This is a genomic window from Myxococcus sp. AM009 (assembly GCF_013372605.1).
Lineage (GTDB): Bacteria > Myxococcota > Myxococcia > Myxococcales > Myxococcaceae > Myxococcus > Myxococcus vastator.
Genome location: NZ_JABXEP010000030.1, coordinates 50,519 through 65,584 on the forward strand (window position 1 = coordinate 50,519; position 15,066 = coordinate 65,584).

The window sequence follows — 15,066 nt, forward strand, 5'->3', positions numbered from 1 at the left end:
CCCATGAAGTACCTGCTGATGATTTACGAGAACGAGAAGGCCGCCGAGGCGCTGTCGGAGGCGGAGGTCCAGCGCTTGCTGGGTGAGTACGGCACCTTCACGGAGGCCATCCAGCAGAGCGGGCACTTCCTCTCGGGCGAGGAGCTGGAGCCCACGGCGGCGGCCACCACGGTGCGCATCCGCGACGGCAAGCGCCTGACGACCGACGGCCCCTTCGCGGAGACGCGGGAGCAACTGGGCGGCTTCTTTCTCGTGGAGGCCAGGGACCTCGACGAGGCCATTGGCATCGCGTCCCGCATTCCCAGCGCGCGCAGCGGCTCCATCGAGGTGCGGCCGGTGCGTGAATTCACCATGCCCCAGGATTGACACCGGGCTCCGCGCGGCATGATGGATACCACCTCTATTCTTGAACGGGCGCACCGTGAGGATTACGGGCGCATCGTGGCCACGCTCATCCGCGTGCTGGGCGGGGACTTCGGCGCGGCGGAGGAGGTGGTGCAGGACGCGTTCGCCTCCGCCCTGACGCAGTGGCCGCGCGAGGGCGTGCCGCGCGAGCCGGCCGGTTGGCTGATGCGCGTCGCGCGCAACAAGGCAGTGGACCGCATGCGGCGGTCCGCTCGCCTGGAGGCGCGCGTGGGCGAGCTGGAGGCGGCGGCGTCACCCGTGGACGGCGCCGACTGGCAGGCGCTGCCGGACGACTCGCTGCGACTGCTCTTCACCTGCTGTCATCCCGCCTTGTCGCCCGAGGCCCAGGTGGCGCTCGCGCTGCGTTGCCTGGGCGGGCTGACGACGGAGCAGATTGCTCGCGCCTTCCTCGTGTCACCCGCCACGCTGGCCCAGCGGCTGGTGCGCGCGCAGCGGAAGATACGCACCGCGCGCATCCCCTACGTCATCCCGGAGCCCGAGGCGCTGGCGGAGCGCACCGCGGGCGTGCTGCACACGCTCTACCTCGTCTTCTCGGAGGGCTACGCGGCCACGGACGGGCCGGCGCTGCTGCGGGTGGACCTCTGCGAGGAGGCCCTGCGCCTGGCCCGGCTGGCGCGCGCGCTGCTCCCGGACGACGCGGAGGTGGCGTCCCTGCGGGCGCTGATGCTGCTCCACCATTCCCGCCGCCGGGCGCGCGTGGCGGAGGATGGCGGGCTGGTGCTGCTGGACCGGCAGGACCGCTCGCGCTGGGACGGCGCGCAGCGGGACGAAGGGCTGGCGGAGCTGGGAGCCGCGCTCGCCATGGGCGCCCGGGGGGCGTACACGGTGCAGGCGGCCATCGCGGCGCTGCATGCCCAGGCGCCGCGCGCCGAGGACACCGACTGGGCGCAGATTGCCGCGCTGTATGCGCGGCTGGTGGTGCTGACGCCGGGGCCCGTGGTGGCGCTCAACCACGCCGCCGCCGTGGCGATGGCTCGCGGCCCCGAGCACGGGCTGGCCCTGGTGGACGACCTGGAGGCCTCTGGACGGCTGGCGGACTACCACCTGCTGCCGGCCGCGCGCGCGGACCTGCTCCGGCGCCTGGGGCGCGAGGACGAGGCCGTGAGTGCCTACCGGCGGGCGCTCGCGTTGGTCCGCACCGCGCCCGAGCGGCACTTCCTGGAGGCGCGGCTGCGCGAGCTGCTGGTGGAGTGAAGGGCCTGGCACCTGAAGGTGTCGCGGCCACCGTCGCGGCTCAGTTGGGCAGGCGTCGCAGGGCCTCCGCGAGGCGGAGGTGCCCCTGGAAGGCGCCACTGCCCCGAGGCGTCTCGCCCTTTTCAATCGCGTGGGCGAAGCGCACGCCTTCGTCGGCCTCCAGCCGCTCGAAGAGGGCCTGGAGCTTCGGATTGTCGCGGCGGTCCAGCACCTCGTGGTACCGGGTCCACCGGGCGATGCCGATGAAGTAGGCGTCCGCCAGCGTGCGCTGGTCGCCCAGCAGCCACGGCTGGTCGCCCAGCATCGCCTCCAGCTTCGCGTGCGCGGTGACCACGCTGCGGGCTCCGTAGGTGCGCAGGGCCTGCTTGTCGGGCTCCGGAAGGTCGGCGTGCTCCAGCGCGTACCAGAGCGGCGAGAAGGCGCCGAAGAAGGTCGTGTTCAGGTACGCGAGCATCTGGTTCAGGCGGTCGAAGCCCTCGGTGCCCTGCGCGAATGAGAGGCCCGTGTCCACGCCGCGCGCGCCCAGGTGGTTGAGGATGGCCATGCTCTCGCTGATGCGCGCGCCTGTCTCCGTCATCAGGGTAGGCGTCTCCGCGACGGGGTTGATGCGGCGGTAGTCCGCGGTGGTGACGTCCTCCGGCATGGCGATGCGGCACAGCTGGTAGGGCCGGCCCAGCCACTCCAGCGCGACGATGGAGCCGAACGAGCAGCCAGAGGGGATGCCGTAGAAGAGGGTGGGTGATTCCATGGTGAAGCTCCTGTCCGAAGGGGAAGGCGCGCTGCCTTCGATGAGGACAAGATGGCCGTGGAAACGCGCGCCGTGTAGACAGCGGAACGCGAACGCAAGGTCCACATCCGTGGACGATGAGGCGCGGCCCTTGAATCTCAACGACCTCCAGCTCTTCGTCCAGGCCGTGGAGAGCGGTGGCTTCGCCGCGGCGGCGCGGCGGCTGGGCATTCCCAAGTCCACGGTGAGCAAGCGGGTGGCGGAGCTGGAGGACGGGCTGGGCGCCCGGTTGATTCAGCGCACGTCGCGGAGCTTCACGTTGACGGACGTGGGGCGGGACTTCCTGGACCATGCCCGCGCTGTCGTGATTGAGGCGGAGGCCGCGGAGAGCGTGGTGCGCCGCCGGCAAGTGGAGCCCCGGGGCGTGGTGAAAATCACCACGTCGGTGCCAACGGCGCAGTTCCAGCTCGCGGACCGGCTGCCGCTGCTGGCGCTCGCCCATCCCAAGGTGCGCGTCGAGCTTCACGCGACGGACCGCTTCGTGGACATGGTGCAGGAGGGCTTCGACATCGCGGTGCGCAGCCACTTCGCGCCATTGCCCGCCTCGGGGTTGGTACAGCGCCGGCTGTCAGGGGAGCCCATCATCCTGGTGGCTTCGCCCGGCTACCTGTCCGGACGCGGCAAGCCTCGCCGGCCGGAGGACCTGGGCGAACACGATGGCCTCCTGACCAGCGCCATGGCCACCCAGTGGCGGCTGCGCGGACGCGCCGGTGAGGCCGTCACGGTGGTGCCTCGGGTGCGCATGAGCGCCGACGAGTCGCTGGTGCTGCTGAAGGCGGCCACTGCCGGGCTGGGCATCGTCTGCCTGCCGGAGTCCTTCACGCGCGCGGACGTGGAGGCGCAACGGCTGATGCGCGTGCTGCCGGCGTGGACCGCTGGCGCGGTGACGACGACGATTCTGACGCCACACCGCAGAGGCCAGTTGCCCGCCGTGCGCGCCGTCATCGACTTCCTGATGGCGAAGGCCGACGAGGCGTGAGCTTCAGCACCGGGAGCGCGCAGCGGCCACCGCTGGGCGCGGCGAACCGGTACGCGGACCGCCCGGTCGCTCCTGGTGCCAGACGCACTTGCCGCGCGCCCCCGCGCCGCCTGGCCTACGTCGCCACCCGCTCGATGGTGGCGAGCCAGGCCAGCGCGCCCTCCGGGTCGGTCTGCTCGTAGTGCGCCTCCCGGAGGGACTTCACGCGCCAGCCTTCCGCGAAGCTCGCGTGCAGGGCCTCCGGTGGAACGGCGCGCGGCCCGTCGCGGAAGTACAGCGCATGGTAGTGCCCGCCGGGCCGGAGCACGCTCGCGAGGCTGGCGGCGAACGCGGGCCGGTCCCCAGGCTCGAAGACGTGGAGCAGGGCCGAATCGAGGAGGGTGTCGAAGCGCCGGCCCAGCGTGCCCAGCTCCAGGGCGTTGCCCACGCGCAGGTCCACGTCGAGCCCGCGCAGGCGGGCCGTCTCGCGCGCCCGCTGGATGGCCGGCTCCATCATGTCCACGCCGCACACCGTCAGGCCCTTGGCCGCCAGGAAGAGCGTGTTCTCCGCGAAGCCGCAGCCCACGTCGAGCACCTCGCCGGAAATCTCGCCGGCCTCCCACAGGTCGACGAAGGCCCGCTGGGGCCGTCCGATGTCCCAGGGCGCGCCCAGCAGGTATGCCGAGCGGAAGAACTCGCGCCGGACCGCTGCCCCTTCAGGCACCCGCCGCATGCCGCACCTCGCCTTCCTGTGACTTGTGAGCGCGACGCCGCGGAGTCAGCCGGACCCCGAGCGGCTGGAGCGCGAGCGCCGGCCGGGGCCGCACCACGCAGCCGGGTGCCAGCTCCAGCCGGAACCGCCGCGCCACGCACGCGGTGATGAGCACCGTCTCCATCATGGCCAGCGCCGAGCCGATGCAGAACCGGGGGCCGCCGCCGAACGGGAAGTAGACGTACCGGTGCATGCGCTGGGCGTCCTCGGACAGCCAGCGCTCCGGACGGAAGGACTCAGGGGCGTCGAAGTAGCGCGCGTCGCGGTGGGTGACCCACTGGCTCACCGCCAGCAGGGTGCCCGCCGGGACGTGGAACCCACCGAGCTCACAGTCGCGCAGCGCCTCCCGGCTGGTCATCCACGCGGGGGAGTAGAGGCGCATGGCCTCCTTCATCACGGCCTCCGTGTAGCGCAGGCGCGGAAGGTCCTCGGCGCCAGGGAGCCGGCCCCCGAGCACCGTCTCCAGCTCCGCCACCAGCCGGCCTTCCGCCTCCGGGTGCTGGGCCAGCAGGTACCAGGCCCACACGAGCGCGTCCGCCGTCGTCTCGTGTCCGGACATGATCATCGTCGCCAGCTCGTCGCGCAGCTGGGCCTCGGAGAGGGGCTCCGGCGAGGACAGCAGCAGGGCGAGCAGGTCCGTGCGCGACTCCGGCTGCTCCCGGTAGCGGCGCACGAGCGTCGCGAGCAGCGTATTGAGCCGGCCCAGCGCCCGGCGCAGGCGCAGGTTGGTGGGCGTGGGCACCCAGATGGGCGGGCGCAGGGGACTGTCGGTGTGCCGCATGACGGCGTCCACGGCGGCGGCCACGTGGCGGGCCTCGTCGTCGATGGGCGTGTGGAAGAGGAAGCGGCTGACGATGTCGAGCGCCAGCGCGGACACGTCCGCGTGCACGTCCCGCGCGTCGCCGGGGCGCCACGTCTGGAGCATCGTCTCGGTGAGGGCCACCACGGTGTCGCCACACGCGGCCACGTGCTTGCGATGGAACGCGGGCTGGACGAAGCGCCGCTTGCGCAGCCAGTCCTCGCCCTCGCTGTTCATCATCGCTTCGGGGAAGCCGCCTTTGTGACGCTTGCCCTGGCCCACTCCGGCGAGCTTCACGAAGTTGCCGTCGCCGTTGACGAGGACGCGTTCAATCAGGTCCGGGTGGTTGAGGAGGAAGTTGCGCTTCCCCAGGCGCACCACGTCGCCGTACTCCCTGGCGCAGCGGGTGAGGAACCCCAGCGGGTCCTCGGAGAACGCCACCAGGTTGCCAGCAATGAAGTGGCCCTTGGGCCCCGGCGGAAGGCGCACCTGTGGCATGAAAGGGTCCTGGAGGGGGGAACTGCCGCTGGCGCAGGCGGAGCGAACCGTGCGCTCCACCCGCGTCGACCAGCTCTTGCGACCCAACCGTCAGGGCACAATGCCTGACGGCTTTTGACTAGTAATAGATATACGGGGCGGAGAGCTTGTCCGCGCGAGCAAACCGCATCAGCACAGCCAAAGAGTACAGGGCCTTCTTCATGGCGAACTCCTGGTTTGAGGTGGCGTCTTGCTGTCTGCTGACGTCATGGCCAGCGCGGTGAAATGTGGCACAGCCCGATAAGGCAGTGCAAGTGTCTGTGATTAGTGGAAACCCCTTGCATCCCCGGCTGGCGCGCCGCGCCTTCACCGGTAGTGTGTGGCAATCCAATCGCCTTCAAGCTGCTGCACGGAGATGTCCAGCTCGTAGATGGCGCGCAGGACGTCGGAGCGCATGATGTCCTCCGGGCGGCCCTGGAACGCGACCTTGCCGTCGCGCATGGCGACGATGTGGTCGGAGTAGCAGGAGGCGAAGTTGATGTCGTGCAGCACCAGCACGAAGCTCTTGCCCAGCGTGTCCGCGGCGTGCCGGAGCCGCTTCATCATGGACACCGCGTGCTTCAGGTCCAGGCCGTTGAGCGGCTCGTCCAGCAGCACGTGGTCCGTGTCCTGGCAGAGCACCATGGCCACGAAGGCGCGCTGACGCTGGCCGCCGGACATCTCATCCAGGAAGCGGTCGGCGAGCGCGCTCAGCCCCATGTGTTCAATGGCCCGCTCCACGTGTTCGCGGTCCTGCGCGGTGGGGCGGCCCTTGGTGTGCGGGTAGCGGCCGAAGGTCACCAGCTCGCGGACCGTCAGGCGGGCGGTGAGGTGGTTGTCCTGCCGGAGGATGGCCAGCCGCTTCGCGAGCGTGTCTCCGGGCGTGGTGGTGACGTCCAGCCCGTCCACCAGCACGTTGCCCGACGACATGGGCATCACCCGGCTCATCATGGACAGCAGGGTGGACTTGCCCGCGCCGTTGGGACCGATGATGGAGGTGATGCCGCCCACGGGCAGGCGCAGGGTGACGCCATCCACCACCAGCGCTTCGCCGTAGCGCTTGCTGACGTTCTTCGCCTCGATCATCTCGTGGCCTTTCTCATGAGCATCGCGATGAACACCGCCCCGCCGACGAACTCGATGATGACCCGGGGGTTGGTGTCCAGGCGGAAGACGCGCTCCAGGATGAACTGCCCGGCGACCAGGGCGATGGCGGCGATGAGCGCGGCGGCGGGGATGACGAACGCGTGCTTGTACGTCCGCATCACCGCGTAGGCGAGGTTGGCCACCAGCAGCCCCAGGAACGTCACCGGCCCCACCAGGGCCGTGGACACGGCGACCAGGATGGCCACCAACGCCAGCACCCAGGACACCGTCCGCGGGTAGTCCACGCCCAGGTTGATGGCGGCCTCCCGGCCCAGCACCAGGACGTCACAGGCGCGCAGCAGCCGCAGGCCCAGCACGGAGACCCCCAGCGTCAGCGCCGCGGAGAGCAGCAGCAGCTCGTGCTCCGGGTCGTTGAAGCTGGCGAAGAAGCGGTCCTGCAGGAAGATGAACTCGTTGGGTTCGATGACGCGCTGGACGAACGACGACAGGCTCCGGAACAGCACGCCCATCACCACGCCGGTGAGCAGCAGCAGGTGGACGTTGCCCCGCGCCACGCCGAAGAGCCAGCCGTGCAGCATGGCGGAGAAGGCCACCATGATGATGACCTCCGCGCCAAAGAGGAGCCGGGGGTCCAGCCCCGCCACGGTGGTGGAGCCCAGGAAGAACACCAGGCACGTCTGGATGAGCACGTACAGGTAGTCGAACCCCATGATGGCGGGCGTCAGCACGCGGTTGCCCGTCACCGTCTGGAAGAGCACCGTGGAGACGGCGACGGCGTAGCCCACCAGCAGCGCGGTGGCGACCTTCTTCCCGCGGAAGGGCAGCACGAAGTCCCACGGGCCGCTCACGTCGACGAGCATGAACAGGGCCATGAAGGCCACGGCCACGCCGCCCAGCACGAGCAGGGGCCGCAGGGGGCTGACGGACGAGGCGCTAGCCGACACGGGCGCCTCGCTTCAGCAGGAGGTACAGGAAGAGCACGCTGCCGATGACGCCGGCGATGGTGCCTCCGGGAATCTCATACGGGTGGCGCACCACGCGGCCCACGATGTCACAGAGCAGCACGAAGCCCGCGCCGCTCACCGCGACCCAGGGAATGGACCTGCGCGCGTTGTCGCCCATGACCATGCTGACCAGGTTGGGGACAATCAGGCCCAGGAACGGAATCATGCCCACGGTGACGACCACCATCGCGGTCACCAGGGAGACGATGATGAGCCCCAGCGCGACGATGCGCGGGTAGTTCAGCCCCAGGTTGGTGGTGAACGTCTCGCCCATGCCGGCCACGGTGAAGCGGTCCGCGGCGGTGTAGGCGGCGCAGGTGAGGCCCAGCGTCACCCACAGCAGCTCGTAGCGGCCGCGAAGCACGGTGGAGAAGTCACCCGTGGTCCACGCGTTGACCGTCTGCAGCAGGTCGTACCGGTAGGCGAAGAAGGTCGTCGCCGAATCGATGATGCCGCCCAGAATCAGGCCCACCACCGGGACGATGAGCGCCGAGCGCAGGGGGAGGCGTCGCAGCACCAGCAGGAACAGCGCCGTCCCCGCCAGGGCGAAGCCGGTGGCCACCAGCATCTTCCCCAGCACGGGGAGGCCGGGCGCCAGCAGGGTGGCGGTCAGCAGGCCCAGGCTGGCGGACTCCGCGGTGCCCGCCGTCGTGGGCTCCACGAAGCGGTTGCGGGCAATCATCTGCATGATGAGGCCCGCGACGCCCAGGGACGTGCCCGCCAGCATGACGGCGAACAGGCGCGGCAGCCGGCTGATGACCAGCACCTGGAGGGCGCGCTCATCCGGCTCGGGCGCGAAGAGGGCGCGCCAGGACACGTCACTGGCGCCAATCAGGAGGCTGACCACCGCCAACGTGACGAGGACGGCGGCCGCGGCGAACGCGCGCTTCACGGCGGCGGACTACTGGGCCTGCGCGTAGGCGTACGCGACCTGGTCGCGCAGCTGCTTGACGGACTGGATGCCGCCGCCAGCCAGGTAGGTGATGCCGGGGTCCAGGTAGACGACCTGGTTCTTCTGCCAGGCCGTCGTCTGCCGCACCAACTCGTTGTCCAGCACCTGCCGGGCATTGCCTTCCTTCCGACCGGTGGCGGCGTCCCGGTCGATGACGAACAGCCAGTCGGGATTCCTCTCCCGGATGAACTCCGCGCTGATGGACTCGCCGTGCAGCGAGGTGCGCAGGCCCTCGGCGGCCTCGGGCACGCCGAAGTCACCATGGATGACGCCAAAGCGCGAGCCCGGACCGTAGGCGCTCATGCGCCCGCCGGTGACGAGCACGACCAGGCCCTTGCCGCGCGCCGCCGTCACCTGCTGGAGCTCCGCCACAGACTTGCGCAGCGCCTCAATCAGGCCGCGCGCCTGCTCCTCCTTGCCGAAGACGCTGGCCAGCAGCTCCGTGTTGGCAATCACCGAGGCGACGTAGTCCTTGCCGCTCATCGGCACGTCGATGGTGGGCGCGATGCGGGACAGGTTCGCGTACTTCGCGCTGGAGCGGCCCCCGGTGATGATGAGGTCCGGCTTCGCGGCCTGGAGCGCCTCGTAGTCGGGCTCGAACAGGGTGCCCATGCGCGGGTACTTCGCGTCACGGAACTGCGCCAGGTGCCGGGGGAACATGTCACCCGCCACGCCGTGGACGTCCACCTCCAGGGCCTGGAGGATGTCCAGCGCCACCAGGTCGAACACCACCACCCGCCGCGGCTTCAGCGGGACGACGGTGGTGCCTTGTCCGTGCGTCACCGTGCGGCCCTCCGGCGCCGCGGCCTGGGCGGCGGGGGGGGACGCGGCGGCGTCCGGGCGCTGGAACCTCACGCCCACCCACAGGACGGCCAGCACGACGACGACGGAAAGCAGGGCGAAGAGCGGGAAGGAACGCCTGTTGGATGGACTCACGGTGGTCACTGGAAAGGGTGATTTTGATTCTGCGAATCAGTCTCGCATCATAGGTGCTTACGTCCGCACCGTCAAAGCCTGGGTGTTTCTTCTGTCCGGGGCGGTCCCTCGGGCCGGGCTTCGGGCCGCCGGGCCGGCTGTTTGAATCCGGGCGCGCCGGTAGGACGTTGCCGCTGGGGGACGCAGGAGGAGGACGCCATGGGCGAGGCACCCACGACCAGCACCCACCCCGAGCCGGGCATTCCCGCGTGCTTCTTCGGGGACCCGGACTTCGACTTCGAGGCGCGACTGGCGCTCGGGGAGGGTGCTGGGAGGCCTTTCGCAGCAGGCCGTATGGCACGCGGACGCCCTTTGACACCTTCACGGAGGTGGGGCGCCATCACCTGCGCGACGTCGTGGGCCGCATCACCACGCCCTTGCTCATCACTGAACCGGAGGATGAGCAGTGCTGGCCCGGACAATCCCAGGCCCTCTATCAGGCGCTGGCGGGTGAGAAGGCCTTGGCCCGCTTCACCCGCCAGGACGGCGCGAACTTCCACTGCCAGCCGTTGGGGCGCACGCTCACGGAGGTGCGCATGTTCGACTTCTTCGCGGAGCGGCTTGGCCGCCGCGTGCATTAGCGCGCACGCTGTACCCCGGCTGGGCGTCTCCTCACAGCAGGTCGCAGCCGGGGATGCAGTAGCGCACGTTGATGAGCGTGCGCGTGCCCGCGACATTGGACTGACACGCCGCGTACTGGGTCGCGGGTTGGCCGCTCTGACGCGTGTTTCCGCACTTCGCCGTACAGGCCTGCACGTTCTCGAGCCAGTAGATGAGGTCTCCGTTCGGGCAGTGCGGCGGGTAGCCAAGGCCCTGCTCGACGCTGACGGGGGCCTCACCCTCGGGCATGTCCATGGGGACCTCCGCGCCACCGCAGGCGATGAGCGACAAGGAGAGACAGGCGGTCAGCGAGGCGACGATGCGGTAGGCATTCATGGCACGGCTCCTTCCAGGTGTAGGGGCCAGGGATGCTGCCTCAGCCACGTCGTCCACTGGAAGCACGCACTACGTGCGTCCGCGAAAGACAACCAGGCCAACACGTTCCACCGGCCGACGCGGCATGCCTCACCTGGGCGTGAAGCCCCCAGTCCCGAGCACGAGGTGTGGGGGCCTCACGGTGCGCACTACCAGGGACCGATGCCCTGCTTCTCGTTGGGCGTCTCCGAGTAGGTGGACTTGAACGCCGAGGCGAGCGCGTTGACGCCGGAGCCGAAGGCCTCCACGCTGGCCTGCTTGTAGTTGCCCTTCTTGGCGCTGTCGAAGGCGTCCCGGCCGAAGTTCAAGGCCTCGCGCTGGTGGGCGTTGACCTCGCTGCGCGCCCCCGTCTCCACCTTCTTCACGTTGTCCAGGACGCTCGCCTGGGAGCGTGCGGAGATGCCGATGTTGCCCCGGTCCAGCACCTGGTTCACGCCGCCGACCGCGTGGGCGTAGTCGCTCTGCTTGCCCTGCGTGGTCGCGTCAATCTGCTGCCGCATCGGATTCTGGAACGTGTGGTTCTGCTTGACCTTGAACATGGCGTTTCCCCCGTGGGCCTTCGCGGCCCCGCGCTGTGATTCTTGAAATGATTGTCGGGGTATGTGGGCGAAGGTTTCCTGTCTGCGCTTTTTCTCCCACAAAGGCGCTGGTTCGCGGTTCGCGCAGGGGGCGCGCGTTCACCGAGGCTCGGGTGAGGGCCTGGACTTCATGGGGCACGTCTTGGGGAAGGTGCCCAGGGCTTCGACGGCGAAGCCTTGCGGGTAGCTGCGGATGTTGGCGCGCGTCCGGGCGTAGGCGGGCGCCTTCTTGGGAGACAGCGCGTAGCGCACGAACCTGCCGCGTGCCTTGAGGGCCAGGCGGAACACCTTGCGGCTGATGCTGGACGGGTGGGGGTATTTGAAGGCGTCCAGCAGGGCGCCCTCCATCAGCGTGCGCGCGAACAGGGTGACCAGCCGCTTGGGGGCAAGGTTCGACGGCGGGAAGGTGGTGAGCAGCTCCAGGGTGGCGTCCGCGACGGCCTTGCTGCGCGCGTCGAAGGCGAAGTGCGCGGCTTCGTAGCCGTCCATGAGCGAGCTGAAGGCCTCGTAGGTCTCCGGGATGTCCTGGATGCCCATGTGGCGGCCGACGGCGCGGTAGTAGTTCGTCCACGCCGTCACTTCATGCGGCGTGAGCGGCCGCCAGCCGAAGTCCGCGATCCAGCGCACGGGCATCACCACGAAGGTGGAGAGCACGTAGCGCATGTCATCGTTGGAGATGTCATAGGCGCCGTGCATCTGGTTCATGCGCCGGAAGGCGCTCCGGCCTTCCTGACTGGACATGCCGTGCTCCAGGAGGGTGTCCAGGATGAGCACGGTGTCGTCGTAGCGCTTCTGGGTGCGCTGGGTGAACTCGCCCGTGTCATGCAGGAGGACGCCGATGCTGGGCACCGCGTAGGTGCGGAACAGCGCGAAGCTGAGCGCCTGTTCGACGTCCCAGGGGAACTCTTGGGTGGCGAGGATGCGGACGATGTCCTCGTGTTGGGTCTGGGCGTCCAGGCGGTCGGTGAGGTCGCGCAGCGCGAAGCGGTTCATCCATCGCTCCTCTGTGAATACCAACGCGGAGTCTAGCCCGGACAAGGCCTGCCGTGCCCGCTGGCGTCGCGCTGGGTCCTTGCCCGCACGGTTGCTGACGCCCGCGCCTGGGTTGGCACCTTTCCGGCGGCGTCCGTCCTCGGGCGCCGCACCAAGGAGCAGCGCGCATGAACCTGGACCCTTCCACACAGAAGTTCGTCTCGGACCTAGCGGCCTCGAACAGCCCACCGCTGTACACCCTGACGCCAGAGCAGGCTCGGGAAGTCCTCCTCAAGGCGCAGTCGATTCCGGTGTCCATGCCGGACGCGGACGTGGAGGAGCGCAAGCTGCCCGTGGGGCCCAGGGGCTCCGTCCGGACGCTGCTCTTCCGGCCGAAGGGGAGCAAGGAGCGCCTGCCAGTGCTGATGTTCGTCCACGGCGCGGGCTGGGTGATGGGCGACTCCAGGACGCACGAGCGGCTGGTGCGGGAGCTGGTCAAGGGGGCGAACGTCGCCGCGGTGTTCGTGGACTATGGCCGCTCGCCGGAGAACAAGTTCCCCGTGGCCATCGAAGAGGCCTACGCCGCGACGAAGTACGTGGCGGAGCACCCGGACGAGTTCAACGTGGATGCCCGCCGCATGGCGCTGGTGGGGGACAGCGTCGGGGGGAACATGGCGACTGTCGTCGGCATGCTCGCGAAGGAGCGCGGGGGGCCGTCCATCCGCTTCCAGGTGCTCTTCTATCCCGTCACCGACGCCAACTTCGACAGCGGCTCCTACCAGGAGTTCGCGGAGGGGCCGTGGCTGACGCGCAAGGCGATGAAGTGGTTCTGGGATGCCTACCTGCCGGAGGCCGGCAAGCGCGTGGACCCGCACGTGTCCCCGCTGCGGGCGTCGTTGGACCAGCTCAAGGGGCTGCCTCCCGCGCTGGTCATCACCGACGAGAACGACGTGCTGCGTGACGAGGGCGAGGCCTACGCGGCGAAGCTCTCCGAGGCGGGCGTCAACGTCACCCAGGTCCGCTTCCTGGGGACACACCATGACTTCGTCATGCTCAACGCGCTGGCGCAGACGCCGGCGGCGCGGGGCGCCATCGAGCTGACCACCACCAAGCTGCGGGAGTGGCTGCACGGGAGCTGAGCCGGCCGCGGCACCCGATTCGCTGGGGCCAGAGGTCGTGGCCCCAGCCGGGGCGAGCCGTGGCTGTCAGGATGACGCTGCGCGGGGCGACCCTGGGCGCCATGCGAATCCTGAAGCTCGAAGCGGAACCGTTGGCTCTGTGGACCTACCTCTCCGCGGCCCCCGGAGGTGGAGCCGAAATCCAGAACCTGCCCCTCCTGCAGGGGAAGGTCGATGCATTGCCTGCGGGGCTGGATGCCCTGGTGGTGACGTCGGACCTGCAGGGAGTGGCGCCTCGCGCGCTGCTGGGAGGCGCGGTGGCCCTCCTGGGAGAAGTCCTGGCGGATGGGCTCGCGTCCTTGAGCGCGGAGGGCATGTTGCCCCCGCTCGAGCACACGGGCGTGGTGCTGGCGGGGGACCTGTTCTCAGACGACAGCGCGCTGGTACGGGGGGCATCTGGGGACGTGCGGTCCGTATGGGAGGCCTTTGGACAGCAGTTCCGCTGGGTGGTGGGCGTGGCGGGAAATCACGACACCTTTGGCTCCGCGCGTGAGCAGGCCCGGTTCTTCCGCCAGCGCCCGGAGCAGCGGATGCTCGATGGAGATGTGGTGGAGGTGGATGGGCTTCGAGTGGGCGGCGTGAGCGGCATCATCGGCCGTCCAGACAAGCCGGGCCGTCGCGATGAAGAGGCGTTTCTTCGGAGCCTTCGTCATGTCTTGCGGCAGGACCCGGCGCTGCTGGTGCTCCACCAGGGCCCCGATGTGCCTGGAACGCGCATGCGTGGAAGCGCGGCCATCCGGGAGGGCCTGCCTGCCCGTGACGACCTGTTGGTGATTTGTGGCCACGCGCACTGGGACACGCCGCTGGTGTCGCTGCCCGCGGGGCCCCAGGTTCTCAACGTGGACAGCAGGGCCGTGCATCTCACGTACTGAAGTGGCTGCCTCAGCGCCAGTGCGCGGCGTGCTCCCGGGCGAAGGACTCGAAGGTGCGGGGACCACGGTCGCGGTGCTCATTTCACGTCTCGCCTGAAGAGAGATGCGCTCGGTGCGGATGATGCACGCGCTTGGGCAGGTGTCCGTCGAGTCCCCACCCTTCGTACTCACTTGCATGGAGGAGGATACTCTCCGAGTGAACAGCGCCGCGGAGCCGGGTGGTACAGCAAGTGTCATGTCGGCGAGGTGGTCACGCCATACCGTGGTTGAGGACGCCTGTAGGCTTGGTTCATCCTCCGACCTGACCTATAGAGCACCCGAAGAGCATGCTGGGTTCAATAGGAGGAAGCGATGTTTGAGCGGCTGGAACTTCACCATGTCGGGCCAGCCCCAGAACTCGTTTTCGACTTCGCCCGAAGGATGAATCTCATCACTGGTGACAACGGGGTGGGGAAGACCTTCATCCTGGATGTGGCCTGGTGGGCGCTGACCCGGACCTGGGCGGGGCATCCCGCGGCACCGCACCGTGGCGCCGGCCTCAAGCCCCGCATTGCCTTCCAGTTCGAGGGCAGAAAAAAGCCCGTCAGTTACTCGAGCGAATACGATTTTCAATCGCAGAGCTGGACCTTGAAGGGAGGGCGGCCTCCCAATCCGGGCATGGTGCTCTATGCTCGGGTTGATGGCTCCTTCTCGGTGTGGGACCCAGCGCGTAACTACTGGAGGAACGCGCCGTCGCTGGGCATCGATGCGCCGGATCGGCCTCCCGCCTACCTCTTCAATCCGCAGGAGGTCTGGGCGGTGAGCGTCAAGGTAGATGTCGCGTGAAAGGATTCAACCGATGCGCTTCAACTCCTGCACTGCCGGGGTGAGGTGCGGAGAGGGGCCGAGGCGGACGGGGCCCGCGGGCGTCCAGTCGCGCGTGTCGCGGCTCCAACGCTCGGGGTGGCGGGCTTTGGCGCGTTGGTACACCTGGTGGCGTCGGGCCAGCAGCGCGCCCTCGC

At 69.3% G+C, this 15,066-nt stretch carries 18 protein-coding genes; 7 read left to right on the top strand and 11 right to left on the bottom strand.

Going from position 1 to position 15,066, the window contains the following annotated elements; all coding sequences use genetic code 11:
- Positions 1-3 precede the first annotated feature (3 nt).
- The gene (locus HV824_RS10470) at positions 4-366 is read left to right on the top strand and encodes a YciI family protein (protein ID WP_176423188.1); all 363 of its coding nucleotides are present in this window, start codon (positions 4-6) and stop codon (positions 364-366) included.
- Between the two features lie 18 nt (positions 367-384).
- Positions 385-1,620 (top strand): RNA polymerase sigma factor, encoded by a 1,236-nt coding sequence (locus HV824_RS10475; protein WP_176423189.1) that lies wholly within the window; start codon positions 385-387, stop codon positions 1,618-1,620.
- 40 nt (positions 1,621-1,660) lie between these two features.
- Here HV824_RS10475 and HV824_RS10480 read toward each other — a convergent pair whose 3' ends face one another.
- On the bottom strand, positions 1,661-2,368 hold the full coding sequence (locus HV824_RS10480; protein WP_176423190.1) for a glutathione S-transferase family protein: 708 nt from the start codon (positions 2,366-2,368) through the stop codon (positions 1,661-1,663).
- Between the two features lie 130 nt (positions 2,369-2,498).
- Between HV824_RS10480 and HV824_RS10485 the strand changes: the two genes are divergently transcribed.
- On the top strand, positions 2,499-3,386 hold the full coding sequence (locus HV824_RS10485; protein ID WP_255207916.1) for a LysR substrate-binding domain-containing protein: 888 nt from the start codon (positions 2,499-2,501) through the stop codon (positions 3,384-3,386).
- Between the two features lie 115 nt (positions 3,387-3,501).
- On the opposite strand, the gene HV824_RS10490 is transcribed toward HV824_RS10485, so the two are convergent.
- The 7 genes from HV824_RS10490 to HV824_RS10515 all read right to left on the bottom strand — a co-directional run bounded on the left by HV824_RS10490 (position 3,502) and on the right by HV824_RS10515 (position 9,451).
- Positions 3,502-4,098, bottom strand: coding sequence for a class I SAM-dependent methyltransferase (locus tag HV824_RS10490; protein WP_176423191.1), 597 nt, complete (start codon positions 4,096-4,098; stop codon positions 3,502-3,504).
- Positions 4,082-5,434 (bottom strand): cytochrome P450, encoded by a 1,353-nt coding sequence (locus tag HV824_RS10495; RefSeq protein WP_176423192.1) that lies wholly within the window; start codon positions 5,432-5,434, stop codon positions 4,082-4,084. The genes HV824_RS10490 and HV824_RS10495 overlap by 17 nt, the downstream gene beginning before the upstream one ends.
- A 118-nt stretch (positions 5,435-5,552) precedes the next feature.
- Complete coding sequence (locus tag HV824_RS38195) at positions 5,553-5,636, bottom strand: cittilin family RiPP precursor (protein WP_225888965.1); 84 nt, start codon at positions 5,634-5,636, stop codon at positions 5,553-5,555.
- Between the two features lie 143 nt (positions 5,637-5,779).
- The gene (locus HV824_RS10500) at positions 5,780-6,538 is read right to left on the bottom strand and encodes an ABC transporter ATP-binding protein (protein WP_176416627.1); all 759 of its coding nucleotides are present in this window, start codon (positions 6,536-6,538) and stop codon (positions 5,780-5,782) included.
- Positions 6,535-7,503 (bottom strand): iron chelate uptake ABC transporter family permease subunit, encoded by a 969-nt coding sequence (locus HV824_RS10505; RefSeq protein WP_176416626.1) that lies wholly within the window; start codon positions 7,501-7,503, stop codon positions 6,535-6,537. Before HV824_RS10505 ends, HV824_RS10500 begins: the two co-directional genes overlap by 4 nt.
- Positions 7,493-8,455, bottom strand: coding sequence for an iron chelate uptake ABC transporter family permease subunit (locus HV824_RS10510; protein ID WP_176416625.1), 963 nt, complete (start codon positions 8,453-8,455; stop codon positions 7,493-7,495). Before HV824_RS10510 ends, HV824_RS10505 begins: the two co-directional genes overlap by 11 nt.
- Before the next feature lie 9 nt (positions 8,456-8,464).
- Positions 8,465-9,451, bottom strand: coding sequence for a siderophore ABC transporter substrate-binding protein (locus HV824_RS10515; protein ID WP_176416624.1), 987 nt, complete (start codon positions 9,449-9,451; stop codon positions 8,465-8,467).
- A 368-nt stretch (positions 9,452-9,819) separates the two neighbouring features.
- On the opposite strand from HV824_RS10515, the gene HV824_RS10520 reads away from it, so the two are divergent.
- Positions 9,820-10,071, top strand: a complete 252-nt coding sequence (locus HV824_RS10520) for a S9 family peptidase (protein WP_255207917.1) — start codon at positions 9,820-9,822, stop codon at positions 10,069-10,071.
- Positions 10,072-10,102: 31 nt separating this feature from the next.
- Here the strand turns inward: HV824_RS10520 and HV824_RS10525 are convergent, their stop codons facing one another.
- The 3 genes from HV824_RS10525 to HV824_RS10535 form a co-directional block, all read right to left on the bottom strand.
- On the bottom strand, positions 10,103-10,426 hold the full coding sequence (locus tag HV824_RS10525) for a hypothetical protein (protein WP_176416623.1): 324 nt from the start codon (positions 10,424-10,426) through the stop codon (positions 10,103-10,105).
- 188 nt (positions 10,427-10,614) lie between these two features.
- Positions 10,615-11,004, bottom strand: coding sequence for a hypothetical protein (locus HV824_RS10530; RefSeq protein ID WP_176416622.1), 390 nt, complete (start codon positions 11,002-11,004; stop codon positions 10,615-10,617).
- 138 nt (positions 11,005-11,142) lie between these two features.
- The gene (locus HV824_RS10535) at positions 11,143-12,036 is read right to left on the bottom strand and encodes an oxygenase MpaB family protein (RefSeq protein ID WP_176423193.1); all 894 of its coding nucleotides are present in this window, start codon (positions 12,034-12,036) and stop codon (positions 11,143-11,145) included.
- Between the two features lie 167 nt (positions 12,037-12,203).
- Between HV824_RS10535 and HV824_RS10540 the strand changes: the two genes are divergently transcribed.
- The 3 genes from HV824_RS10540 (at position 12,204) to HV824_RS10550 (ending at position 14,890) form a co-directional block, all read left to right on the top strand.
- On the top strand, positions 12,204-13,154 hold the full coding sequence (locus HV824_RS10540) for an alpha/beta hydrolase (protein WP_176416620.1): 951 nt from the start codon (positions 12,204-12,206) through the stop codon (positions 13,152-13,154).
- 71 nt (positions 13,155-13,225) lie between these two features.
- Positions 13,226-14,065, top strand: a complete 840-nt coding sequence (locus tag HV824_RS10545) for a metallophosphoesterase (RefSeq protein ID WP_255207918.1) — start codon at positions 13,226-13,228, stop codon at positions 14,063-14,065.
- 351 nt (positions 14,066-14,416) lie between these two features.
- Complete coding sequence (locus HV824_RS10550) at positions 14,417-14,890, top strand: AAA family ATPase (protein ID WP_255207919.1); 474 nt, start codon at positions 14,417-14,419, stop codon at positions 14,888-14,890.
- The last annotated feature ends 176 nt before the right edge of the window (positions 14,891-15,066 follow it).